The 22,410-nt window shown below is 67.6% G+C and carries 19 protein-coding genes; 11 read left to right on the top strand and 8 right to left on the bottom strand.

The genetic code is table 11. From position 1 onward, the window contains the following. Window positions 1–101: 101 nt before the first annotated feature. From AC04ME_RS16510 to AC04ME_RS16495, 4 genes are all read left to right on the top strand, one after another. A complete protein-coding gene (locus AC04ME_RS16510; RefSeq protein WP_475436065.1) occupies window positions 102–2,132 on the top strand; it encodes an acyltransferase family protein in 2,031 nt (676 codons plus the stop codon). A gap of 92 nt (window positions 2,133–2,224) precedes the next feature. After that, a complete protein-coding gene (gene glf, locus AC04ME_RS16505) occupies window positions 2,225–3,361 on the top strand; it encodes a UDP-galactopyranose mutase (protein WP_042541949.1) in 1,137 nt (378 codons plus the stop codon). A 10-nt stretch (window positions 3,362–3,371) separates the two neighbouring features. Further along, complete coding sequence (locus tag AC04ME_RS16500; protein ID WP_042541948.1) at window positions 3,372–4,193, top strand: ABC transporter permease; 822 nt, start codon at window positions 3,372–3,374, stop codon at window positions 4,191–4,193. Beyond that, window positions 4,190–4,927, top strand: a complete 738-nt coding sequence (locus AC04ME_RS16495; protein WP_042541947.1) for an ABC transporter ATP-binding protein — start codon at window positions 4,190–4,192, stop codon at window positions 4,925–4,927. Before AC04ME_RS16500 ends, AC04ME_RS16495 begins: the two co-directional genes overlap by 4 nt. A gap of 25 nt (window positions 4,928–4,952) precedes the next feature. On the opposite strand, the gene AC04ME_RS16490 is transcribed toward AC04ME_RS16495, so the two are convergent. Genes AC04ME_RS16490 through pseB form a run of 3 tightly spaced genes read right to left on the bottom strand, consistent with a single transcriptional unit; the run spans window position 4,953 to window position 7,797 of the window. Further along, window positions 4,953–5,795, bottom strand: a complete 843-nt coding sequence (locus AC04ME_RS16490) for a cytidylyltransferase domain-containing protein (protein ID WP_228385678.1) — start codon at window positions 5,793–5,795, stop codon at window positions 4,953–4,955. Next, entirely contained in the window at window positions 5,681–6,805 is a 1,125-nt protein-coding gene (locus tag AC04ME_RS16485) for a DegT/DnrJ/EryC1/StrS family aminotransferase (protein ID WP_042541946.1), read from the bottom strand. Before AC04ME_RS16485 ends, AC04ME_RS16490 begins: the two co-directional genes overlap by 115 nt. 2 nt (window positions 6,806–6,807) lie before the next feature. Beyond that, on the bottom strand, window positions 6,808–7,797 hold the full coding sequence (gene pseB / locus AC04ME_RS16480; protein ID WP_042541945.1) for a UDP-N-acetylglucosamine 4,6-dehydratase (inverting): 990 nt from the start codon (window positions 7,795–7,797) through the stop codon (window positions 6,808–6,810). A 106-nt stretch (window positions 7,798–7,903) separates the two neighbouring features. Here pseB and AC04ME_RS16475 point away from each other — a divergent pair, with 106 nt between their 5' ends. After that, window positions 7,904–9,388, top strand: a complete 1,485-nt coding sequence (locus tag AC04ME_RS16475) for a GNAT family N-acetyltransferase (RefSeq protein WP_475436062.1) — start codon at window positions 7,904–7,906, stop codon at window positions 9,386–9,388. A gap of 9 nt (window positions 9,389–9,397) precedes the next feature. Here AC04ME_RS16475 and pseI read toward each other — a convergent pair whose 3' ends face one another. Further along, window positions 9,398–10,459: a pseudaminic acid synthase gene (gene pseI, locus AC04ME_RS16470; RefSeq protein WP_231567646.1), complete on the bottom strand. Its 1,062-nt coding sequence runs from the start codon at window positions 10,457–10,459 to the stop codon at window positions 9,398–9,400. 83 nt (window positions 10,460–10,542) lie between these two features. Here pseI and AC04ME_RS16465 point away from each other — a divergent pair, with 83 nt between their 5' ends. Together AC04ME_RS16465 and AC04ME_RS16460 are read left to right on the top strand one after the other, a co-directional pair. After that, window positions 10,543–11,241: a glycosyltransferase family 29 protein gene (locus AC04ME_RS16465; RefSeq protein ID WP_475436060.1), complete on the top strand. Its 699-nt coding sequence runs from the start codon at window positions 10,543–10,545 to the stop codon at window positions 11,239–11,241. A gap of 43 nt (window positions 11,242–11,284) precedes the next feature. Then, window positions 11,285–11,650, top strand: a complete 366-nt coding sequence (locus AC04ME_RS16460) for a hypothetical protein (protein WP_042541943.1) — start codon at window positions 11,285–11,287, stop codon at window positions 11,648–11,650. 28 nt (window positions 11,651–11,678) lie between these two features. Here the strand turns inward: AC04ME_RS16460 and AC04ME_RS16455 are convergent, their stop codons facing one another. The 4 genes from AC04ME_RS16455 to AC04ME_RS16440 form a co-directional block, all read right to left on the bottom strand. After that, on the bottom strand, window positions 11,679–12,299 hold the full coding sequence (locus AC04ME_RS16455; protein WP_475436057.1) for a hypothetical protein: 621 nt from the start codon (window positions 12,297–12,299) through the stop codon (window positions 11,679–11,681). Between the two features lie 4 nt (window positions 12,300–12,303). Then, entirely contained in the window at window positions 12,304–13,260 is a 957-nt protein-coding gene (locus AC04ME_RS16450) for a glycosyltransferase family 2 protein (protein ID WP_475436055.1), read from the bottom strand. A 97-nt stretch (window positions 13,261–13,357) separates the two neighbouring features. Further along, entirely contained in the window at window positions 13,358–14,656 is a 1,299-nt protein-coding gene (locus AC04ME_RS16445) for an O-antigen ligase family protein (protein ID WP_475436053.1), read from the bottom strand. Beyond that, window positions 14,653–16,068 (bottom strand): O-antigen ligase family protein, encoded by a 1,416-nt coding sequence (locus AC04ME_RS16440; protein WP_311879396.1) that lies wholly within the window; start codon window positions 16,066–16,068, stop codon window positions 14,653–14,655. The genes AC04ME_RS16445 and AC04ME_RS16440 overlap by 4 nt, the downstream gene beginning before the upstream one ends. Window positions 16,069–16,155: 87 nt before the next feature. Here AC04ME_RS16440 and manA point away from each other — a divergent pair, with 87 nt between their 5' ends. The 4 genes from manA (at window position 16,156) to AC04ME_RS16420 (ending at window position 22,393) form a co-directional block, all read left to right on the top strand. Beyond that, the gene (manA, locus tag AC04ME_RS16435) at window positions 16,156–17,298 is read left to right on the top strand and encodes a mannose-6-phosphate isomerase, class I (RefSeq protein WP_475436052.1); all 1,143 of its coding nucleotides are present in this window, start codon (window positions 16,156–16,158) and stop codon (window positions 17,296–17,298) included. Window positions 17,299–17,456: 158 nt separating this feature from the next. Continuing rightward, window positions 17,457–17,774, top strand: a complete 318-nt coding sequence (locus AC04ME_RS16430) for a WhiB family transcriptional regulator (RefSeq protein ID WP_079112584.1) — start codon at window positions 17,457–17,459, stop codon at window positions 17,772–17,774. Between the two features lie 147 nt (window positions 17,775–17,921). Next, entirely contained in the window at window positions 17,922–21,014 is a 3,093-nt protein-coding gene (locus AC04ME_RS16425; protein ID WP_475436050.1) for a glycosyltransferase, read from the top strand. Further along, window positions 21,011–22,393 (top strand): DUF5719 family protein, encoded by a 1,383-nt coding sequence (locus AC04ME_RS16420; RefSeq protein ID WP_475436048.1) that lies wholly within the window; start codon window positions 21,011–21,013, stop codon window positions 22,391–22,393. Before AC04ME_RS16425 ends, AC04ME_RS16420 begins: the two co-directional genes overlap by 4 nt. Window positions 22,394–22,410: the final 17 nt, after the last annotated feature.

Genomic DNA, 22,410 nt, shown 5'->3' with positions numbered 1-22,410 from the left:
CCGTCGACCCGAGACGACTGCGGCGACACCCACCGCCGATACGCCCACTCTTCATGAACCCGACGCGACCGATATGGCTTCGGCCTCCCGAGGCTGGCTCCGTGCGACCCGCGACGCACCGCGCGGACATCGACGGTCTCCGTGCGCTCGCGATCCTGCTCGTCGTGGCGTACCACGTGTGGCTGGGTCGCGTCTCGGGCGGAGTCGACGTCTTCCTGATGGTGTCGGCGTTCTTCCTCACCGCGTCGTTCGTGCGGCGGGTAGAGACCCAGCGCCCGCTCGCACTCGGGTCGTTCTGGCTGCGCCGCTTCCGACGGCTGCTGCCCGCGGCCGCCGTGACGATCGTCGGTGTGCTCGGCGTCGCGCTCGCGGCGTATCCGCAGACCGAGTGGCCGCGCGTCTGGCGTGAGGCATGGTCGAGCCTCTTCTACGTCGAGAACTGGACGCTGGCGCTGTCGGAGGTCGACTACTACGCGCGCGAGTCCGTCACGCCCAGTCCGTTCCAGCACTTCTGGTCGCTCTCGGTCCAAGGGCAGGTCTTCATCCTCTGGCCGCTGATCATCGCGGCGGTGTGGGTGGTGCTCCGCAGACGACGGCGCATGATCGTCCCCGCCTTGGCGTTGGTGTTCGGCGCCATCTTCATCGCCTCATTCGGGTTCTCGGTCGTCGAGACGATGCGGGCCCAGTCGTTCGCCTACTTCGACACGCGTACGCGCCTGTGGGAGTTCGCGGCCGGCTCGCTCGTCGCACTCGCCCTTCCCCACGTCCGTGTCCGTCCGACGATCGGGGCGATCCTCGGATGGATCGGCATCGTCGGCATCGTGATGTGCGGAATCGTGCTCGACGTGCAGGGCGGATTCCCCGGATATCTCGCTCTGTGGCCGGTGATCTGCACAGCGCTCGTCATCATCGCCGGGCGTGACCGCCCGCGAGGCGGCCCCGCGATGATTCTCGAGTCGGCGCCGTTGCGCTACGTCTCACGCGACGCGTACGCGCTCTATCTCGTGCACTGGCCCGTGCTCGTGACGTGGATGATGCTGAGCGGTCGTACCGAGCCGGGATGGCTCGCCGGCATCGGAATCGTCCTCCTGTCATTCGTGCTGGCGAGACTCGTGTCGATGCTGGTCGAGCGACCGATCAGAGACTCCGCCGTCCTCGATCGGTCGCATCGGCTCGGTGCGCTCGTTCTCGCCGCGTCCGTCCTCGTCGTCTCCGCACCTCTCGGCGCATGGCAGCTCACGATCGAGCAGCGTGAGGCGGCGCTGCGTGCCAGCGCCAGCGGCGGATACCCGGGGGCGGCGCAGATCGACACACCGATCGACCTCTCGGGCGCCGATCTGCCGCTGATCCCGCTGGCCACCGCGCTCGATGAGGAATGGGTGGATCTGAAAGGAAGCTGCGCGGGCGAACTCGAGCCCGTGGAGCCGGTGCTGCAGGGCAGCTGTGCTCAGACCGCGAATGCAGCTGACTCGGATGCATGGCGGGTGCTCGTGATGGGGGACTCGCACGCGCAACAGCTCATGTCGCCACTCACGGTTCTCGCCGATCAGCAGGGGTGGGGCATCGTCGCCCTGTTGAAGGGAGGATGCGCGATCGGCATCGGAGCGCCGACGTGGTCGGCCGCCGGCCCGCCGTGCGAGGAGTGGCGTGCCGCTGCGATCGAGTACGCGACGAGGGTGCAGCCCGATGCCGTGTACCTCGTCGTGACTCGGGCGACTCCTGCCGCTCGCGAGGTGCTCGTGGAGGGGATCCGCGAGATCGCAGACGAGCTCACCGCGAACGGCATCCAGGTGATCGCCGTACGAGACAATCCCCGCTTCGACTTCGACATGTACGAGTGCGCCCTGGAGGAGTCGGAGATCGCTCCCGACGCTGATGCAGCATCGTGCGACGTTCCCGAGCCCGGGTTCGCCCTCGGGGAGGATCTCGACGATCTCGCGGCGGTCGACGGGGTCACCGCTGTGGACTTCCGCCCCTGGCTCTGCCCGGACGGCGTGTGTCGGGGATCCATCGGCAACATCGCCGTGTACATCGACGACAATCACATCTCCGACTCATACGGGCGCACTCTCGCTCCGATGCTGCAGGAGATGCTGGAGGTCGGAGGGCCCCTCGGTGCCGAGGCGCGCTGACAGGTTGCGTCGAGTCCGCTGCCGGTAGAGTTGTCTGCTGTGTGCCGCGCGATGCCGTGCGGATCTGAGCCTCGTGGGCAGAAAGCAGCAACATGGATCTTCTTGTCGTCGGGTCGGGCTTCTTCGGCCTCACCATCGCAGAACGTGCCGCCAACGCCGGCCGCAAGGTCACGGTCATCGACCGTCGCCACCACATCGGCGGGAACGCCTACAGTGAGGCGGAGCCTGAGACGGGCATCGAGGTCCATCGCTACGGCGCCCACCTCTTCCACACCTCGAACGCCACGGTGTGGGAGTACGTGAACCGGTTCACGAGCTTCACGAACTACGTGCATCGGGTCTACACGACGCACAAGGGAACGGTCTTCCCGATGCCGGTGAACCTCGGCACCATCAACCAGTTCTTCCAGTCGGCCTACACGCCCGACCAGGCGCGGGCCCTCGTGCGCGAGCAGGCGGGGGAGTTCGACGTCAAGACGGCCGCCAACTTCGAAGAGAAGGGCATCGCCCTCGTCGGGCGGCCGCTGTTCGAGGCGTTCTTCAGGGACTACACCGCCAAGCAGTGGCAGACCGACCCGCAGAAGCTCTCGGGCGACATCATCAGCCGGCTCCCCGTGCGCTACACCTACGACAACCGCTACTTCAACGACACGTGGGAGGGCCTGCCGACAGACGGCTACACCGCGTGGATCGAGCGGATGGCCGATCACCCCAACATCGAGGTGAAGCTGAACGTCGACTACTTCGACGAGAGTCAGCCGCTGAACAAGAAGGCGACGGTCGGGCAGCTGCCCATCATCTACACGGGTCCCGTGGACCGCTACTTCGACTACACGGCGGGCGCCCTCAGCTGGCGCACGCTCGACTTCGAGCAGGAGGTGCTGAACATCGGCGACTTCCAGGGCACCAGCGTGATGAACTACCCGGACATGGACGTGCCCTACACGCGCATCCACGAGTTCAAGCACTTCCACCCGGAGCGCAAGGACGTCTACGAATCCGACAAGACCGTCATCATGCGCGAGTTCTCTCGTTTCGCGAACCGCGAGGACGAGCCGTACTACCCGGTGAACACCCCGACGGACCGCGACGGCCTGCTCGCATACCGTGAGCTCGCGAAGGGGGAGCGGGACGTGCACTTCGGCGGACGCCTCGGCACCTATCAGTACCTCGACATGCACATGGCCATCGGCTCGGCGCTGTCGCTGTGGAACAACTCGCTCTCGTAGACTCGGCACTGTGAGTCACACTGCTGCCGGGGCCCCCGGAACGCCCCGGCGCTATCTCCATTCCCTGTGGCTGCTGTCAGCCAGGGACCTGAAGGTGCGGTACTCGACGAGCCTGCTCGGCTACCTGTGGTCGGTGCTCGATCCGCTCGTGATGAGCGTGATCTACTGGTTCGTCTTCACGCAGATCTTCAACCGTGATGTCGGTGAGGATCCGTACATCGTGTTCCTCATCAGCGCCCTGCTGCCCTGGGTGTGGTTCAACACGTCGGTCACGGATTTCACTCGCGCATTCAAGAAGGATGCGAAGCTGGTGCGCTCGACTGCGATCCCTCGCTCGATCTGGGTGAACCGCATCGTGTTGAGCAAGGGCGTCGAGTTCCTGTTCTCGCTCCCGGTGCTCGCGGCATTCGTGATCATCAACCTGCTGGTGGAACAGGACCCGGCGCACACGGTCCAGGTCGGCTGGGGAATCCTCTGGGTTCCCGTCGCGGTGTTCCTGCAGACCGTTCTGCTCGTGGGCCTGGGGCTCCTCATCGCTCCGCTCTGCGTCCTGTTCGTCGATCTGGAGCGCACGACCGCGCTGATCCTGCGCGCCATGTTCTACGCGACTCCGATCATCTACAACGTCACGGATCTTCCTGGCATCTTTCAGACTCTCGGTGCGTTCAATCCACTCGCCGGGATCTTCATGCTCTATCGGATGCCGTTCTTCCCCGACCAGTGGAACCTCTTCACGCTGCTCGTCAGCGTGGGGATGACCCTCGTCATTCTGGCGCTCGGCGTATGGACGTTCCGGTCCCTCGAGCGCACCGTGCTGAAGGAGTTGGGATGACCGTCGCGATCGAGGCCAGCGGGCTGGGCGTCCGCTTCCGCCGCAACCGCCGTGGGCGCCAGAACTTCAAAGATCTGTTCGCCCCTGCGGCGCGGCGGTCGCGCTCCGGAGAGTTCTGGGCGTTGCGCGACGTCTCGTTCACGGTGCAGCAGGGGGAGTCGATCGGCGTCGTCGGGCGAAACGGCCAGGGCAAGTCCACTCTGCTCCGTCTCGTCGCGAAGGTGCTGCTCCCCGATGAGGGGTCGGTGAAGGTGAAGGGCGGAGTCGCTCCGCTGATCGAGATCACCGGCGGGTTCGTCGGCGACCTGACCGTACGCGAGAACGTCGCATTGATGGCCGGACTGCACGGAATGCCTCGGGACGCGGTCGCAGAGCGCTACGACGGCATGATCGCCTTCGCAGAGCTGGCGGGCTTCGAGGACACCCCGTACAAGCACCTGTCGAACGGTATGAAGGTCCGACTGGCTTTCTCGGTGGTGTCGCAGCTCGACGAGCCGATCCTGCTCGTCGACGAGGTGCTCGCGGTCGGAGACAAGGCCTTCCGCGACAAGTGCTACAAGCGGATCGACGAGCTCCTCGCCGAGGGGCGAACGCTCTTCTTCGTCAGCCACAGTGAGCGCGACCTCCGCCGCTTCTGCACCCGCGGTCTCTACCTCGACAAGGGCGGGCTCGTTCTCGACGGTCCGATCGCAGACGTCCTCGACAGGTACAACGCCGACTACAACCGCGGCTGACGCGGGCGGGCGGCCGTCCTCACGGTCATTCGCCGAGTTTCTTCTGCTCGACGTGGGAGTTGATCGCGGCGAGCTCCGGATGAGAGTCGAGGACGGCCACGATCTCGGAGACGTCCAGCCCGGCAGCGCCGTGGTCCTCGATGAGCGCCCGGATGACGGTGAGGTCCTCCGGAGTGTCCAGGGTCACCCGATAGTGCGAGGCATCGACCTGCTGGGTGATCGAGTGGATGCTCGAACGCGGCGATCGTCCTGTGTAGAGGTACGGGGTGACGTGTTCGCGCTCGGCCGGCTCGGTGGCGTTCCTGTCGGCCTCGGCGAGGGCGGACGCAGCGAAGACCTCGAAGTCGAACCCGCGCGGGTACGTCCGTTCGAGGACGTTGGAGACGTGGGCGTGAGGATCATCCAGCTCGACGAACCGGCGGACGCCATCGGAGATCAACGCGGCATCGATCAGAGGGCAGTCCGACGTCACTCTGACGACGACATCGAGCCCTGCGGAAGAGGCCGCCCCCGCGAACCTGCTCAGGACGTCACCCTCGCTGCCGCGGAAGACCTCGATCCCTCGCCGATGCCCCAGATCCGCGAGAGGGTCGTCAGCGGCGTTCGTCGTCGTGGCGAGGACGACGGGCAGATCGGCGCTGCTGAGCCTGTCGATGTGGTGATCGAGCATCGAGCGGCCGCCAGCCGGGATCAGCACCTTTCCCGGAAGGCGACTGCTGGTCATCCGCGCCTGGGTGATGATCCCGATGCGTGTCAATGCAGAGCCCTGACCAGCGACTCGACGACCTGGTCGACCTGGTCGTCGGTCAGTTCCGGGTGGATGGGGAGCGAGAGCTCCTCGGCGTAGAACGCTTCGGCATTGGGGCACATGCCGCGGCGGTAGCCGGCATCCGCATAGACGGGGTGCCAGTACACGGGCATGTAGTTGACCTGCACACCGATGCCGTCTGCACGCATCCGGTCGAAGACCTCTCGACGGCGCTGATCGAGGATGCGCACCGGGTAGAGATGCCGGATCAGTTCGACGTCGTGGCGCTGGATCGGCGTGCGAACCCCGTCGATGCCAGCGAGGGCCGCGTCGTAGCGACGAGTGATCTCGGCGCGTCGCCGTCTGAACGTGTCGAGCCGTGCGAGCTGGGAGAGGCCGAGTGCGCAGGCGATGTCGTCGAGGCGGTAGTTGAAGCCGAACTCGTGCACCTCCTGATGCCAGGCGCCTTCGGTCGTCACCGCGAAGCGGTCCGCGTCGCGCACGAGCCCGATGAAATGGAACTCGTGCGCGCGCTGTGCGATCAGCGGATCCTTGGCGACGAGGGCGCCGCCCTCGCCGGTCGTGAGGTTCTTGGTGGGGAAGAACGAGAAGGTCGTCAGATCCGCGAGATCACCGACCGGTCGGCCCTTGTACGTGCTGCCGATCGAATGCGCGGCGTCATCGAGGACGAGCGCGTCGACCCGTGCGGCCGCAGCGGAGAGCCGGTCGTAATCCGCAGGATGGCCGGCGTAGTCGACGGCGGCGATCACCTTGGTGCGCTCATCGACGAGCGCGTCGACCGCATCCGGGTCGATCAGAGCCGTGTCTTCCTCGACATCGGCGAAGACGATGTTCGCACCGAGGACCGACGCCATCGCCGTCGTGGCGATGAAGGTCATGGGCGTCGAGATCACGGTGTCACCGCGGGTGACCCCTGCGGCGCCGTACGCCATGTGGAGCGCTGCCGTGCCCGAGGTCGCGGTGATCGCCCGGTGCCCTCCGGCGACCTCGCCGAGTCGCGCCTCGAAGGCGGCGACCGCCGGACCCGTCGTGAGCCAGTCGCCGCGGAGCACGTCGACGACGGCCTGGATGTCGTCCTCCGAGATCGACTGACGTCCGTACGGCAGCACGGTCAGATCCCCGCCTCGATGATCTCCGCGATCTCGGCCTGCGAGTACCAGCGGTCGTTGCTGTCCGAGCGATAGGCGAAGCCCTCGGGCACAGGCACGGCGCCGGCGGGCATCTGATAGCCCCACGAGGCGAGGTCGGGCTGGATGATGAAGTACTTGCCGTCGCTGACCGTCACCGCGCGGCGGCCCTCCTCCGGGCTGATCATCTCCTCGTGCAGCTTCTCGCCCGGGCGCAGACCCACGTCGACGAGCTCGGCTCCCGGCACGACGGCGTGGGCGAGGTCCGTGACTTTCATCGAGGGGATGCGGGGGACGAGCAGCTCGCCGCCCTGCATGAGCTCGAACGTGTCGACCACCATCTCGACGGCCTGGGGGAGTGTGATGAAGAACCGGGTGCACCGCAGATCGGTGATCGGCAGCGGCTTGCCCTCGGCGCCCAGACGGGAGAAGAACGGGATGACCGAGCCGCGTGATCCCATGACGTTGCCGTAGCGCACCACCGCGAATCGCGTGTCGTAGGCGGCGGCGTAGTGGTTGCCCGTGATGAAGAGCTTGTCGGCGGTGAGCTTCGTCGCGCCGTACAGGTTGATCGGGCTCGAGGCCTTGTCGGTCGAGAGCGCCACGACGCGCTTCACTCCGGCATCGATCGATGCCTCGATCACGTTCTGGCTGCCCAGGATGTTCGTCTTCACGAACTCGAACGGGTTGTACTCGGCCGTGTCCACCTGCTTGAGCGCCGCGGCATGCACCACGTAGTCGACGCCGTGCAGCGCACGAGCGAGACGTCGTTCGTCGCGGATGTCGCCGATGAACCATCGCAGCCGGGGGTCGTCGCCGAACTGCTGTCGCACCTCGTACTGCTTGAGCTCGTCACGCGAGAAGATGACCAGACGCCGGGGGTTGAGGTGGGCCAGGGCGTGCCGTATGAACGCCTTGCCGAACGACCCGGTGCCGCCTGTGATGAGGATGCTCGCGCCCTCGAGAACCGACACTCTGTCTCCTCAGCGTTGTCGTGATCGCATGGATGCTCGGGTTGTTCCATGCCCGGCCTATCCTATCGGGTGGGCGCAGGCGCGCCCCGGAGGAGAGGGACGAGCGATGAGCGGGCGACGGGTCCTCCTGCACTGCAACGCCGGTGTCGAGTCGGGCATGGGACACCTCATGCGCACGCTCACGGTGGCTCGCATCGCGCGCGACCGCGGGTGGTCGGCGACGGTGTTCGGCGATGTCGACGAGGCAGGTGCGGACACCCTGCGCCGGATGGATCCAGACCTGCCGCTCGTCACGACGCAGGGGGCCGAGGTGAGCATCGGCGACTTCGCCGATCTCGCGCGTGGCGTCGACGTGATCCATCTGGACAGCTACCGGGAGATCCCGGATCTCTCGTCCGTCGGACCGCTGATCAGCAACATGCAGGACGGTCCGTTCGGCGTGCGCGACGCCGATCTCGCGATCGATGCCAACCTGGCATCCGAGCGCACTTTCGTGGACCCGGAGCGCAGCCTGAGCCATCTGGCGGGCATCGACGCCGCGGTCGTGCGCGCGCAGGTGCTGGCGCAGCGCGATGTGCGGACGACACCCTCGGCCGTGCCTCGGGTGCTCGTCGTGATGGGCGGCACGGATCCCCACGGAGTGACCGCTCGTGTCGTCGCCGCCTTCGATCGCCTGCCCTCCGAGGTGCAGATCACCGTGATCGACCCCCGACGCCGCGAGGAAGTCGTCTCAGCGGCCGAATCTTCGCGCCACGCCGTCGAGGTCCTGGGTTTCGTCGACGACCTCCCCGCGATCGCCCGAGACCACGATCTGGCCGTGACCGCGGCGGGAACTTCCGTCTGGGACTTCGCGTGCATGGGCCTTCCGATGGCACTGGTATGCGTGGCGGACAATCAGCGCGTCGGCTACCGCCAGGTCGTCGAGCGTGGGCTCGCCATCGGGCTGGGAGAGCCGCCCCATCAGAGCCTTGAGGAGCGTATCGGCCTGCTCGCCGATCTTCTCGAATCGCCGGAATCGCTCGCCGAGACGGCTGCCGCCCTGAAACGCATCGTTGACGGCCTCGGCAGCTGGCGCATCGTGACCTCCTGGGAGCAGCTGCTGAGCACGCCTCCTCAGGTCGGACCTCGGACTGCGCTGAGCGCTCGTCCGGCGATGATCGACGATGGCCAGAAGCTCTTCGAGTGGCGCAACGACCCCACAGTCCGCCTGAACTCCCGCTCGCGCGGCGAGATCGACCGAGGATCGCATGATGAGTGGCTCGCGAGAAGCCTCGAGGATCCCGATCGTCTGCTGCTTATGATCGAGTCAGACGGGATGCCGGTCGCCACATGCCGCTGGGACAGGAGGTCGGCAGACACATGGGAGATCTCGATCACGGTCGCCCCCGAGATGCGTGGTCGCGGTGTCGCTGCATCGGCGGTCCAGGCGGCGGAGAGCGCGCTCGCTGAGCTGCCCCCGATCCGGCTGGTCGCTGTCGTGCACCGCGACAACGCGGCGTCTCGTCGGCTGTTCGAGCGCGCCGGCTATCTTCCGCATCTGCCTGCGGATGAGGACGGCTTCCTCACCGTGGCGCGATGGCGACTGTCGTAGCGGCGTGACCTAGAGCACGTCCCAGGTCAGCGGCGTGCCGCGTTCGACGTCTCTCGTGAACGTGCGTCCGCTCACGAGGGCGAAGTCATCGGGGCGGAGTCCTCCGGCCGGGCGGATCGAGCGCACGTTCTCAGGACCCACGCTGTCGCCGGCACGCACGTCGGCGACGACGAACAGAGACCGGCGGAGGGCGAGAACCGCCTCTTCCTGGGCTGTCGGTCCGAACGATACGCCGCTCGCCGACGCGACACGCGCCTGCTCGGAGGCGATGACGAGGGCGTGGAACTCGTCGGGCGTGAGAGAGAAGTCCGCGTCGACGCCGCCATCCGTGCGGTCGAGCGTGACGTGCTTCTCGATCACGACCGCACCGAGGGCTGCAGACGCGACTGCGACTCCGATGCCGAGCGTGTGGTCCGAGAGCCCCACCGGGACATCGAATGCGTTCCGCAGCGCCTCGATGTTGCCCAACCGCGCCTCCTCGGGAACCGCGGGGTAGGCGGCGGTGCAGGCCAGGAGCACCAGCTCCGTGCCGCCGGCGCCGCGGATCGCGGTGACGGCCGCGTCGATCTCCGACAGCGTCGCCATGCCGGTGGACACGATCATCGGCTTGCCGGTGCGGGCGACCTCGCGGAGGAGCGGCAGGTCGATGATCTCGGCGGACGCCGTCTTGTACATCTCCACGCCCAGCTCCTCGAGGAACGAGACCGAGCTCGGGTCGAACGGGGTGGAGAACGGGATGAGTCCGTGGCTCCGTGCGCGCTCGAAGATCGGCGCGTGCCACTCCCACGGCGTGTGGGCCTCCTGATACAGGGAGTACAGGTTGCGGCCGCCCCACAGGCCGTGGTCGCTCGCGACCTGGAAGGCGGGCTTGTCCGAATCGATCGTGAGGGTGTCGGCCGTGTACGTCTGGATCTTGAGGGCATCGGCACCCGTGGCGGCGACGGCGTCGACGATCGCGAGCGCGCGATCGAGGTCGCCGTTGTGGTTTCCCGACATCTCAGCGATCGTGAACACCGGCGAGCCGGGGCCGATGCTCGCCGTGGAGAGCTGAATGGTCTGCGAAGAAGTCACGCCGACAACTCTAGACGCGTCCTGTCGAGGACTCACCGCCGTGCCGCGGGAGTCGCTGTCGGCGTGCCCTAAGCTGAGGTCTCATGGGGCGTGTGACGGAGCTTGTCGGTGATGACACGGCGATGGCCGGTGAGGCGGAGTTCTACGACCGCCTCCGTCCTCTCGTCAGCGCGTACGCCAGGACGGCCCCGGTGCGCCGGATCGCCGTCGTCGGCAATCAGCCGCTCGAGCCGTCCGGCCACAGGGCCGAGATGATCGATACGGCGGACGTCGTGTTCCGAGTCAACGGCTTCCGCGTGGATGACGTCGACGGAGCACCGTCGGTCGGGCGCCGTGCCGACGTTGTGGTGTTCAACCGCGGTGTGCGGCCGACCCCCTGGTTCTTCGACGGGTATTCCGAGCGCCTCTATCTCATGATCGAACCGGGGCGCCTGCTCTGGGAGAATCCGAAGCTTCCCGCTTTCTGGCCTGCTGATCTCGGGATCGTGACGATGCCGAACCGCGAGGTGGTGCTGCCCCTCGGTGAGGCGATGGGCGCCGATCCGCGCAGCGGCGGCCAGTGGGCGACGACGGGAACCGTGATGCTGTGGATCGCGACGCGCCTGTTCCCTGAAGCTCAGGTCGATGCCGCCGGATTCTCATTCGTCGACGCCCCGGATCAGACATCCTGGAACCACGCCTATGGCGATCCCTCGGCTGTGGGCGCGGAGCACCGGATCGACTTGGAATCGGAGCTCGTGCGAGGCTGGATCGAATCCGGCCGCGTCGGCTATCACCGCTGAACTTCACAGACCATCGACAATCACCCGAATGATTGAGGACTGAATGCTGAACCGACTCCGTCGCAGACTGGACGCCGTCGTCGAACGCCGTGTGGACGCGAGAGTGGACGCCAGGCTCGGCCGCGCCGTCGAGCAGTTCGAGAACGCACAGCGCGATTACGAGGCGCGCCTCGCCGGCACCCAAGCGGACTTCTCGTACATCAGATCCGAGTTCGATCGCATCGCCCCCCAGGTGGCGGCGCTCGAGCAGCGCTTCGAGTGGCTTCGTGTGCGGCTCGATGCGGGGGACCTGGATCCCGACGGCGCGCTCAGCCGTGCTCAGGCAGAACACGAGCGCGCGCGAATCCGACTCGAACTCGCCGCCCACTACGAGGAGCGCCTGCGCCGCCTCGAGTCCGGCGTCGACTGAGCTCGCTCGGAGCAGGACTCGCTCGCGGTCAGAGTCCGACGAGGCCGCGGAGCTCGTTCACGGCAGAGCGTGCATTGTCGACTGACGCAGGTCCGCCCGCGGCGACCTCCGAGCGCAACGCGCTGAGCTGCTGGATGTAGTCGTTCACCGCGGTGCCCCAGGCGGAATCGATCGACGCAGGAGCTGCGGTCTCTCCGAGCCGCTGCGCGTCGGCCTGGAGGCTCTCGATCACGGACGTGGCGTCCTGACCGCTGGTCTCACTCGCGATCTGAAGCCCCGTCAGAGCGTCGTCGAGCCACCCCTGCACCTGCCCGCGGAAGGCATCGACCGAGGGGTCTGCGGCGGGTGGCGGAGTCGTGATCGGCGTCGGCTCAGGCTCCGCCGTCGGCTGTGGGACCTCGGTCTGGGTCGGCGTCGGCGAGGCCGAGGGCGACATCGACGGGGACGCCGACGGTGACGCGGAAGGGGACGGTGACCCGCTGGCGCCGGGGGTCGGAGATTCTCCGCGCGGCAGAAGGAAGAACAGCAGCACGCCCACGATGACGAGCGCGGCGACGACGAGTCCGACGATGAGCCAGACTCGACCACGATTGCGCGGCTTCGGCTCCAGAGGGGCCCAGCGGAGGTCCGGCTGCGGTTCGTCGGTCATGCTGTCAATCCTCCAGAGCGGGCATGGGCGTCCAGGAGCGATCGCGGCCGAGCTTGCCGCCCTCCTTGAGTCCCCGGAACAGGTTGCTCGTTCCTCGCACCGTGCGCTCGACGAACAGCAGCCTGATGAGCTCCTTCGCGAACGTCATCGACGTCCCGAGTCCGAACAGCACAGGGTTGTAGTTGCCGTGCACGCGGTAGTAGTTCTTGATGTACGCCCGGTTGCGCATGATGTAGAAGCGGTAGGCGTTGCTCGAGGCGTTCATGTGACGGATGCCCATGTCCCATTGCTTGATCTCGCGGGTGCGTCGCAGGACGAACTCGTCGACGATCACCGCAGTGGTCTTGCGCGAGGCGAGCCACCCGTACATCTGGTCATCCCAGTAGATGAAGAAGCGGTGGTCGGGCAGACCGATCTGCCTGACGATGGACCGATGGATGAACATCCCCTCGAAGCATCCGCTGTTCATCTCTTTGAAGCCGGAGGCGTCGAAGCCGGACGGAGCGAACGGGATCGGGATGCCCATTCGCTCGGCGATCCGGTACTGCCAGTAGAACTCACTGCCGTCGTAGTCGTAGCGGCGGCCCTGGATGCTCTTGAAGCGCGGAGCCCACTTGCCCATCTTGGCCAGGCCGTCGGTGACGACCTCGACGTCGTCGTCCATCATCCAGATCCACTCGGAGCCGAGTTCGTACGCGGTGCGCATGCCCTCGCTGAAGCCTCCCGAGCCGCCGGTGTTCGTCTCGAGTCGGCGGTACACGACCTCCGTGCCGAGCATCGGCCGGAAGGACTCCACGACGTCGGTGGTGTCGTCGGACGAGGCATTGTCGATGATCACGACATGGCCAGGCTTCGGGTCCATCGCGCTGATGCTCTCGAGGAGACCGGTCAGGAGGTGAGACCGGTTGTACGTGACGATGACGATCGTCGCGGACGCCGGGTCGAAAGGGGCGTGAGTCACGAGGTGCAATCTCCGGTGGCTGGGGGCCCGCAGGGCGCCGCGAGCAGCTCCACCCTACCTGGAGCAGTTCGGAATCCGCCGAGGGCGCGGCGAGTGGTCAGCGTTCGGGGCGCAGGGTCGGGATCGCACCGGTGTGCGCAGCATCTATGCTCTCGCGCCACGACCTCGTCTGGCCGGCCCGCAGAGCGCACAGGACCAGCATGAACCACCCGGCACCGACCAGGGTGAAGCTCTCGAACATCGACTCCACAGCGAGAGTGACGAGCATGAGAGGCGTCCAGGCGTAGACCACCGAACGTCGTACGCTCGCGACGAGCCACGATCGGACGGTGGCGATGCCTCCGAACAGGAGGAAGAGCACGAGTCCTGCCGTGCCCAGCTGCAGCAGGACGTCGAAGTAGGCGTTCAGCGCGCTCTGATGGTGGTCGTCGAGCAGGAAGTTGATGTAGGTGAAGGGGAACTCGCCGCGGGCCCAGGACCCGAACCACCCCCATCCCTCCACCGGCTTGAGAGCGACGAAATCGAGGATCGTGTTCCACAGGGTCGCCCTGATCGAGAAGTCAGACCCCGCGTCGAGCAGTGCGATGATCACGTGGCGCAGAGCGAAGGCCGCAGCGAGGGCGAGGGCGACGAGAACGCCGAGCACCCATTGCACGATGGTCCGTCTCTCCGCAGGCGCATGACGGACGATCGCGAGAGCGACGGCGACGACGCCGACCGCGGCCGCGAGCACCAGCACGGTGGGGGAGGACGAGAAGAACGCCAGCAGCGACGCGAGAGCGATCGACGGGACCGCGAGGCGAGCCGTCAGCGACTGGGAGCGCCACTCGACCACGAATGTGATCAGTGCGATCACCGTGACGAATCCGAGCATGTTCCTGCTGCCGAAGATTCCCTGCACCGGGCCGCCGACGGCCAGGTCGCCCTGGATTCCGAGGAAGGTGAAGGGGGTGTCGAGCAGCACGCCGGACAGGATCTCCAGGCCGAGCGACACGAGCAGGAGGAACCTCAGCGAATCGCCGAGGGCGCGGACCGTCTGGAGCGTGTCACGGATGTGGCCGACCGTGACCGCCAGGAACGCGAATCCGAAGAGCTCCATCCACCCGAAAGCGGTGGACGACTTGTCGGTCGTCCACACGATGCTAACGAGCGCCCAGGCGAGGAAGGCCAGGAGCGATGACGGAGCGATGCGCAGCAGCGAGAGCTCTTCTCGACGCACCCACAGGACCCAGGCGCCGAGCACGCAGAGGACGGCGATGATCGTGGCGAGGGTGACGTGGGAGGCCGCGTGTTCGATCGTGAACGACGAGAAGACCGCGGTGAGGGCCACCACCGTGTACGCGCGAGCGAATTCGGCCGAGCCGAGCAGATCGCTCAGACGACGTCGCGTCGTCACGGAACCCGCCGGCTTCGCTCGCCGCGCTCGATCACGCGCTCCCGTTCGCCCACGCCGACCAGGGGCACCACCTTGATCTTGAACGTCAGCATCACCAGCAGCATCCAGCCCCAGAGCATGATGGGCGTCGACTCAGTGAGGCCCTGCACGAGCAGCACGACGGTGAAGAGACTCGGAAGCAGTGTGATCGCCGAGAAGGTGCGGTCGGACTTCAGGTCCCATCGAGGTCTGTCGACCGCGAAGAACCACGAACGCCAGAGCAGGCTGAGATAGGCGAGCGCAACAAGGACGACACCGACGACGCCGAGCTGCATCAGCACATCGAGCCACATGTTGTGCGCGTGGAAGACGGTGATGCCGTGATCCTCGATCCACCCGGCGAAGGCGGGGTCGAAAGGCACCCAGGGGCTGGAGAAGCCGTTGCCGAAGATCGGGTGCTCGGCGGCCCGCGCGAGGACCTTGTCCCAGATCGTGTCGGAGCGACCGGTGAGGTCTGCACTGCGCCCGAGGAGGGCGAAGAGCGGTTCACGAAGCAGCCAGGCTGCGGCTCCCGCGATCGCGACGCCGCCGATGGACACCACGTAGAGCCTCGTCCGCGCGCCCGGCGTCTTCGTGCGGCGCATCAGCAGTGCGACGACGAGCACCAGGACCGCGGCCGCCGCGCATGCGTACGCTGTGGCGGATCCGGCTCGGAGGAAGAAGTACCCGGCCAGCAGAGTCCAGAGGGCCAGAGTCGTGCGCCATCGCGCACGGGCGGCGAACAGCACACCGAACGTGAGGATCGCGAACAGGCAGACGATGGCGAGCACGTTGGAATTGCCCACGATCCCCTGGATGCGGCCGCCGTCGAGCAGGTTGCCCCTGACCCAGTACCAATGCGCATTCGTCTCGCCGTCGGGCCGGACGAAGAAGTTCGGCAGGATCGGAGCGCGCACCACGAGCGCGACCCACAACTCGAGCGCGAGGGACAGTCCGAGGATCCACTTGAAGGCGGAGGCCAGTGCTCGCACGATCTCCTGCCACGACAGCACGTGCACGATGAACAGGGCGTTCACTGTGACGGTCGCGAGCAGGAACCAGGTGATGATCGTCGCCCCTCGCCACTGCGACCACGCGACCGAGAGCAGAGCCAAGGCGGTGTAGGCGATGGCCGCCCATGGCAGTCGCCGCCAGGCGAACGCGGCAGGACGGCGGCGGGCGACCATCGGAACGCCGATGGCGAGCGTGGAGATCAAGAAGACGATGAGGGTGACGAAGGCGCCGATCTCGCCGACGAGGTTGTACACCGCCGAGTGAGCAAAGGTCGCGAAGAGGACCAGCCCGATGTATCCGCGCAGCAGGAGATGCCCCGTCGACTCGCGCTCTGGAGCGGTGGGCGGGGCGGCGACCGGGTGCTTCGTATATTGCGCCATCGCGTTCAGGCTACAGCGCGGACATCGCGACGAACCTGATGCAGTACGTCGTGGCACGGCGAGTTCGCATGCCAATACCCTGGTGACATGCTTCTCAGCCTCTCGAACGTGCCCCGTGACTACGCCTGGGGGTCGCCTACGCTTCTCGCCGACCTGGAGGGCCGCACCCCCACGGGGGGTCCGGAGGCCGAGGTGTGGTTCGGCGACCACCCTGGAGACCCTGCGGATGTGCAGGGCGACGGGACGCTCGACGACGTCACCGGCGGATCCCTGCCCTACCTGCTGAAACTGCTCGCGGCCGCATCGCCGCTGTCGATCCAGGTGCACCCCACCATCGAGCAGGCGAGAGCGGGGTGGGCGCGCGAGTCGGCGCTCGCTGCCACGGACCCGAATCGCAACTATCGCGACGACAATCACAAGCCGGAGCTGCTCGTCGCTTTGAGCGATCGCTTCGAGTCGCTGAGCGGGCTGCGGCCCGTCGAGGATACGCTGCGCCTGCTCGACGTGCTGGGAGAGAGCGCGGGGGTCGCGGAGCTCGTCTCTCGTCTCGACGGCCAGGGTGACGTGCTGCGCGACACGATCGGCTGGCTGCTGTCGGGTGAGGCGCAGGCGGTGGTGGATGACGTCGTGGACGCGGTGCACACGGCGGCAGGCTCCGCGTCGGGCGAGTGGGCCGCCACCCTTCGTGGAGTGGCTGCGATCGCGGAGACCTACCGGGGTGACCCGGGCGTGGTCGTCGCGCTCCTCATGAACCACGTGGTGCTGCGCAGGGGAGAGGGCGTCTTCCTGAAGGCCGGTCTGCTGCACGCCTATATCTCGGGGCTCGGGGTGGAGATCATGGCGGCCAGCGACAACGTGCTGCGCGGAGGCCTCACTCCCAAGCGCATCGATGTGCCTGAGCTGCTCTCGATCCTCGATACGACGACGGGTGAAGTGCCCGTGCTGCGTCCGGCGGCGGCTGATGCCGTCACCGTGTACCCGGTGCCCGTCGCCGACTTCTCGCTCAGACGGATCGAGCTCGACGATGCGAGTGTCGTGATCGACGTGGACGGACCCACCATGGTCCTCGCCACGGTCGGTCGTGTCGTGGTGAGCGGCGCAGACGGCGAGCGGCGTGAAGTCCCGGTCGGCACGGTCGCGTTCGCGACGCCCGAGGAGGAGCGCCTGACGATCAGCGGTCGAGGCGAGGTATTCGTCGCCGCTCCCGGCGATCCTGCCGCAGAAGGGTGACCCTCGGCGCGGGCGTGCGACACGCCGTGTGGTGGTCAAGAACCTTCAAGACCGGATTGAGGGTTTACGATCCGCGACTTGACCGATGCGAATGACACGGGTGTAATTAGTTGAGCACGGCCCGCCGAGGGGGCGGAATTTAGGGGTTGGAGAGCGAGATGACGGGTTACCGTTCAGACGTACCGGAGAACTGGTTCGTCGATCCGATCAACCTCGGTGTCCCCGGGGTTCGGAAGATCGAGACCGACGACGACAATGCTCTGGCATGGCAGAGCGATGCGCTCTGCTCGCAGACCGATCCCGAGGCCTTCTTCCCCGAGAAGGGCGGGTCCACCCGCGACGCCAAGCGGATCTGCACATCGTGCGATGTCCGCGGCGAATGCCTCGAGTACGCGCTCAACAACGACGAGCGCTTCGGGATCTGGGGCGGCCTCTCGGAGCGCGAGCGCCGCAAGCTCAAGCGTCGCGCCAGCTGATCCGGTATGCGACGGCCGTCGGGAGGCGCGCTCCGAGCCGCTCCCAGGGACACGTCGCCCGAGGCGACTCGCGATTCTCATAGCTTCGCGGCCACGCCGAAGCAGGTATGCCTCGGAGTCCTGCCGCGCGCATAGGCTGACCAGGTCATGCCAGCCCGAGTTCATGCAATCATCGTCGCGCGCCCCGGTTCTTCCGCCCGCGCGCAGCTGCTCCGCACACTCGATGCGTTGCGCTCCCAGACCACACCCCCAGCCGCGATCACCCTGGTGATGTGCGGCGATGCGGCCTCGGCTCGTGAGAGCGGGGCCATCGCCGGCGCTGTCGAAGGCATCATCCAGGCACGCGGCGGTACGTCCTTCGCCGATGCGGTCGAGCTGGCCAGACCTCGCATCCTCGAGGGGAGTGCCGTCTGGCTGCTCGCGCATGACACCGCGCCGCACGAGCGCGCTCTCGAGCGCCTGGTCGGAACCCTCGAGCGCTCGCCGTCTGCGGCGATCGTGGCGCCCAAGCTCGTGCACACGGACAACGAGCGCGAGATCGTCTCCCTCGGTGTCAGCATGACGACTCTCGGACGCGCCGTAGAGCTGGCAGCCGGTGAGCTGGATCAGGGACAGCACGACGGCAGCGACGACGCGCTGGGTGCAGACATCCGCGGCATGCTGATCCGCGGCGAGGTCCGTGACGCGCTTCGGCCGGATCCGGCCCTCGCCGGAGCGGATCTGGGACTCGATCTCGGAGTCCGCGCCCGACTCGGCGGCGGACGTGTCGTGCTCGCGCCGTCGGCGAGAGTGTCGGTCTCGCCCGATGGACCAGCGGCACTGCCGACCGCACGAGGCAGGCGCGCCTTCGCGACCAGACTTGCGCAGCTGCACCGCCGGCTCGCCTACGCCCCGGCGATCGCCGTGCCGCTGCACTGGTTGAGCCTGCTCCCGCTCGCACTCTGGCGATCGATGACCGATCTGATCGGCAAGAGGCCGGAGGCGGTCGCTCCCGAGTGGGCGGCGGCAGTCACGGCGATGTTCCGCTTCGGCGCGATCGCTCGCTCTCGTGCGCGCATCCGTTCGTTCCGGACATCGAGCTGGTCGAGCATCGCACCGCTGCGGGTGAGCAGCTCCGACCTGCGTCGACGGCTGGACGACGGCCATGGCAGCGAAGGCGGATCCGCCAGCGAACTTCGATTCTTCTCGGGCGGTGGCGCCTGGGCGGTGCTCGCCGCGCTCGTGGTCAGCCTCGCCACCTTCACCACGATCCTCGCGTGGCCGGTGCTCGGTGGCGGGGCCCTGCTTCCGCTGCGCGAAACGGTCGGAGCGCTCTGGAACGACGCGGCCTGGGGGCTGCGAGGTCTCGGAGTCGATGTGGTGGGTCCGGCCGATCCGTTCGCCGGTGTGCTCGCCGTGCTCGGCTCGCTCTGGCCGGGTGCCCCGTCGTTCTCCCTCGTGCTGCTCTGGGTGCTGGCGCTGCCGCTTGCCGTGCTCGGCGGCTGGTTCGCCGCAACGCGTGTGACGGATCGAGCGGGCCTGCGCATCTTCGCCGGAATCGTGTGGGCGCTCGCGCCGACCTTCCTCACTGCGCTGGTCGACGGTCGCCCAGCAGGATTGCTGGTGCACCTTCTGCTGCCGTGGCTCTTCCACGCAGCAGCCGTGGCTCACCGTTCATGGGGCGCGGCGGGAGCCGCATCCCTCCTCTTCGCCGCGGTGGCGGCGTGCGCGCCGTCGCTGGCCCCGGCGCTCCTGCTGCTGTGGGTCGTGGCGCTCGGCATCACTCTGGCCGGGGCGCGGATCCGCGGGGCCGTCCGCCTCCTGTGGGTGCCTGTTCCTGCCGTCGCGCTCTTCGCTCCGCTCGTGCTCTGGCAGCTTCGCCACGGTGACATCCTCGCGGTGCTCGCCGATCCCGGTTCGGTCTGGAACGGTCCGCAGGCGACGGCCGATGCGGCAGGAAGGCTCGCCCTGGCCACAGGGTTCCCCACCGGAGACATGGCCGGATGGGCCTCCTGGCTCGGCGTCGAACTCGCGCCGTGGGTCGCGGTGCTGCTGGCCCCTCTGGCACTTCTCGCTCTCGCATCGTCGGTCGCTCCTCGCTGGCGGGCGGGGATCACCCTTCTGGTCGTCGCACTGTCCGGCCTCGCCACCGCATTCCTCGCCGTCGGCGTCGCAGTGTCCTTCGCCCAGGGGGAGCCTGTCGCGATCTGGCCGGGCTCCGGTCTCAGTCTCGCCTGGGTCGGCGTCACGGGAGCCGCCCTCGTGACCCTCGACACCGCGTTGTCGATGCCACGGGTGCGAGTCCTGAGCGCGGCGGTCGCCGGACTGTCGATCGCGGTGTGCGCGGTTCCGGCGCTCGCCGCATTCCACTCGGACTCCTCCGAACTGACCGACGGCCCTGCGTCGACGCTGCCGGCGTACGTCGCCGCACAGGCGGGCGCTGACCGTCAGATCGGCACGCTCGTGCTCACCCCCCAGAACGACGGAGGGCTCGCGACCGAGGTCGCGTGGGGCGGAAGTGAGACGCTGAGCGCCCAGACGACGATCCTGTCGACAGCGACGGAGCTGCGCGGTGCCGACCTCACGACGCTGGCGGTCGACCTGCTCTCGGCACGCGATTTCGATGCCGCAGACGAGCTGGGGATGACCGGGATCTCCTACGTCCTCGTCGCTCAGGTCTCCGGCGAAGAGTCCGATCGTGCCCGCTCCCTGCGCACGGCGGCCGTGACATCGCTCGACCAGCGGGCGGGATTCGTTCAGGCCGGTTCCACCGACCGCGGTGTGCTCTACCGGCTCGAGGCCGATGCCTCGCCGCGTGCCCCGCTCTCGTCAGCTGAGCAGGCGACGGCCCGGCTCGTGATCACGATCCAGCTCGTGCTCGTTCTCGCCGCCCTGCTGCTGTCGGTGCCGACGCGTGCCTCGCGACGGGCGGCGCGTGCCAGGTCGCGAATCGTGGGACGTGCACCGGAAGAGCCGCTCGTTCTGCCGCGACACCCCGAGGACCGCGAAGACTCCGATGATCGTGAAGATCCCGGCACGTCGCGCGAACATGACGGGGTCCCCGCGGTCGCCGGGACTACGGACGATGGATCCTCCGAGACACCAGAACCCGATGCGTCCTCGGAGTCCGGTTCCCCGAGCAGTCTGCATCAGGACGCCGAGACCGATCCCGTCGACGCCGTCGACGATGCCGACCACGACGCGGGCACGAAGGGTCATGTCGGCCCGGACTCCGAACAGGACGAGAGGGAGCGACGATGACCGGCAACCGTGCATTCCGGGTGGCGGCCACCGGCGCTCGAGTCCTGACTGGCGCGGTCGTGGCAGGGGCGTGCGTCGTCGGCGTCGCGTTCGGCGTCACGGCGACGTGGCCGACGGTCGTGCACGAGCCCGCTCAGGCACAGGTGACGCCTCTTCCGGGTGACACCGTGCTCGTGTGCAACGGCGATCTCCGCGCCGTCGGACGCGATCCGTCGAATCCACTCGAGATGGTGTCGGCGGCAACACCCGAACTGACGGTCGAGGGCTCGTCGGGCAGACCGGAGTCGAGCCCCCTGCTTGCGAGGGACCTCGCCGACGGCGGAGCCGCCCTGCGCATCGTCGGCATCGTCGACGGACGCCAAGCCCCCCTGCTCGGCGCGACCGAGTCCGCGAGTCTGGCAGAGGCGGATCTGTCCGGCCTCGCCGCGGCTCCCTGCCGCCCTCCGAGCATCGAGTCGTGGCTCGTGGGGGGAACGGTCGCCACAGGAACCGAGGATCTCATCGTCCTCACGAATCCGGGCGTCGTGCCCTCGACCGTGTCGCTCGGCGTCTACGGGTCGGTGCGGGCATCGAGCACCGTGATCGTCCCCGCGGAGTCGCAGGTCGCGCTCCCGCTGACATCGATCGCCGCCGGCTCCGACTTCCCGATCGTCAAGGTGACAGCGACTGGCGCGCCGGTGCGTGCCGTGCTGCAGTCCTCGCTCACCCGAACGCTGGACCCAGCGGGAATCGATCTGCAGGATGCGGTTCCCGCCGCGCAGCGTCAGCCGGTGCTCCCGGGCATCGAGGTCTTCGAGAACCAGGGCGACAACGCCGACATGGCTGTTCTGCGTCTGATGTCGCCCGAGGTCGACTCCGAGGCCGTGGTGAGGGTCAGCAAGGTCGGATCGTCGACGGTCGTCGACGAGTTCACGGTGCCGCTCACCGCTGATCTGCCGACGGAGCTCTCGCTGTCGGCGCTCTCGCCCGGCAGCTACACGATGAGCATCGAGTCCGACAACCCTGTGCTCGCCGGCGTGAGACAGCAGGACGGCGCAGGCCCGCAGGACGACTTCGCCTGGGTCACACCGGCCCCGGAGCTCGAAGACGACGTCTACATGGCTGTCCCTTCCGGGCCGAATCCCCGCCTCGTGCTCGTCAACCGTGAGGATGCCGATGCAGTGGTGCAGGTCGCACCCGCACCGGGGGGAGAGCCGACCGCGGTCACCGTGCCCGCGGGCTCCTCCGTGTCGGTCGATGTGAAGCCGCGCACCGTCTACTCGATCTCGACACCGACACCCGTGCACGCCTCGGTCACGATGGCCGCGACCGGTGAGCTCGCGGTGTGGCCCATCTGGCCCGCGGCGGGGGCGCAGCAGAGCATCACCGTCTACCCGTGACGACCTGGGCGGTGATG

This window comes from Microbacterium sp. LjRoot205, assembly GCF_056175745.1.
The sequence above is the reverse complement of the archived record's forward strand: the minus strand, read 5'-3'. Positions and strand labels throughout refer to the sequence as shown.

What these genes read in the sequence shown, in the direction of transcription:
- glf (WP_042541949.1), top strand. Translation starts at nt 2,225, where the DNA reads ATGGATCTTCTTGTCGTCGGGTCGGGCTTCTTCGGCCTCACCATCGCA.
- AC04ME_RS16495 (WP_042541947.1), top strand. Translation starts at nt 4,190, where the DNA reads ATGACCGTCGCGATCGAGGCCAGCGGGCTGGGCGTCCGCTTCCGCCGC.
- AC04ME_RS16475 (WP_475436062.1), top strand. Translation starts at nt 7,904, where the DNA reads ATGAGCGGGCGACGGGTCCTCCTGCACTGCAACGCCGGTGTCGAGTCG.
- AC04ME_RS16465 (WP_475436060.1), top strand. Translation starts at nt 10,543, where the DNA reads ATGGGGCGTGTGACGGAGCTTGTCGGTGATGACACGGCGATGGCCGGT.
- AC04ME_RS16460 (WP_042541943.1), top strand. Translation starts at nt 11,285, where the DNA reads ATGCTGAACCGACTCCGTCGCAGACTGGACGCCGTCGTCGAACGCCGT.
- AC04ME_RS16455 (WP_475436057.1), bottom strand. Translation starts at nt 12,299, where the DNA reads ATGACCGACGAACCGCAGCCGGACCTCCGCTGGGCCCCTCTGGAGCCG.
- AC04ME_RS16440 (WP_311879396.1), bottom strand. Translation starts at nt 16,068, where the DNA reads ATGGCGCAATATACGAAGCACCCGGTCGCCGCCCCGCCCACCGCTCCA.
- manA (WP_475436052.1), top strand. Translation starts at nt 16,156, where the DNA reads ATGCTTCTCAGCCTCTCGAACGTGCCCCGTGACTACGCCTGGGGGTCG.
- AC04ME_RS16430 (WP_079112584.1), top strand. Translation starts at nt 17,457, where the DNA reads ATGACGGGTTACCGTTCAGACGTACCGGAGAACTGGTTCGTCGATCCG.
- AC04ME_RS16425 (WP_475436050.1), top strand. Translation starts at nt 17,922, where the DNA reads ATGCCAGCCCGAGTTCATGCAATCATCGTCGCGCGCCCCGGTTCTTCC.
- AC04ME_RS16420 (WP_475436048.1), top strand. Translation starts at nt 21,011, where the DNA reads ATGACCGGCAACCGTGCATTCCGGGTGGCGGCCACCGGCGCTCGAGTC.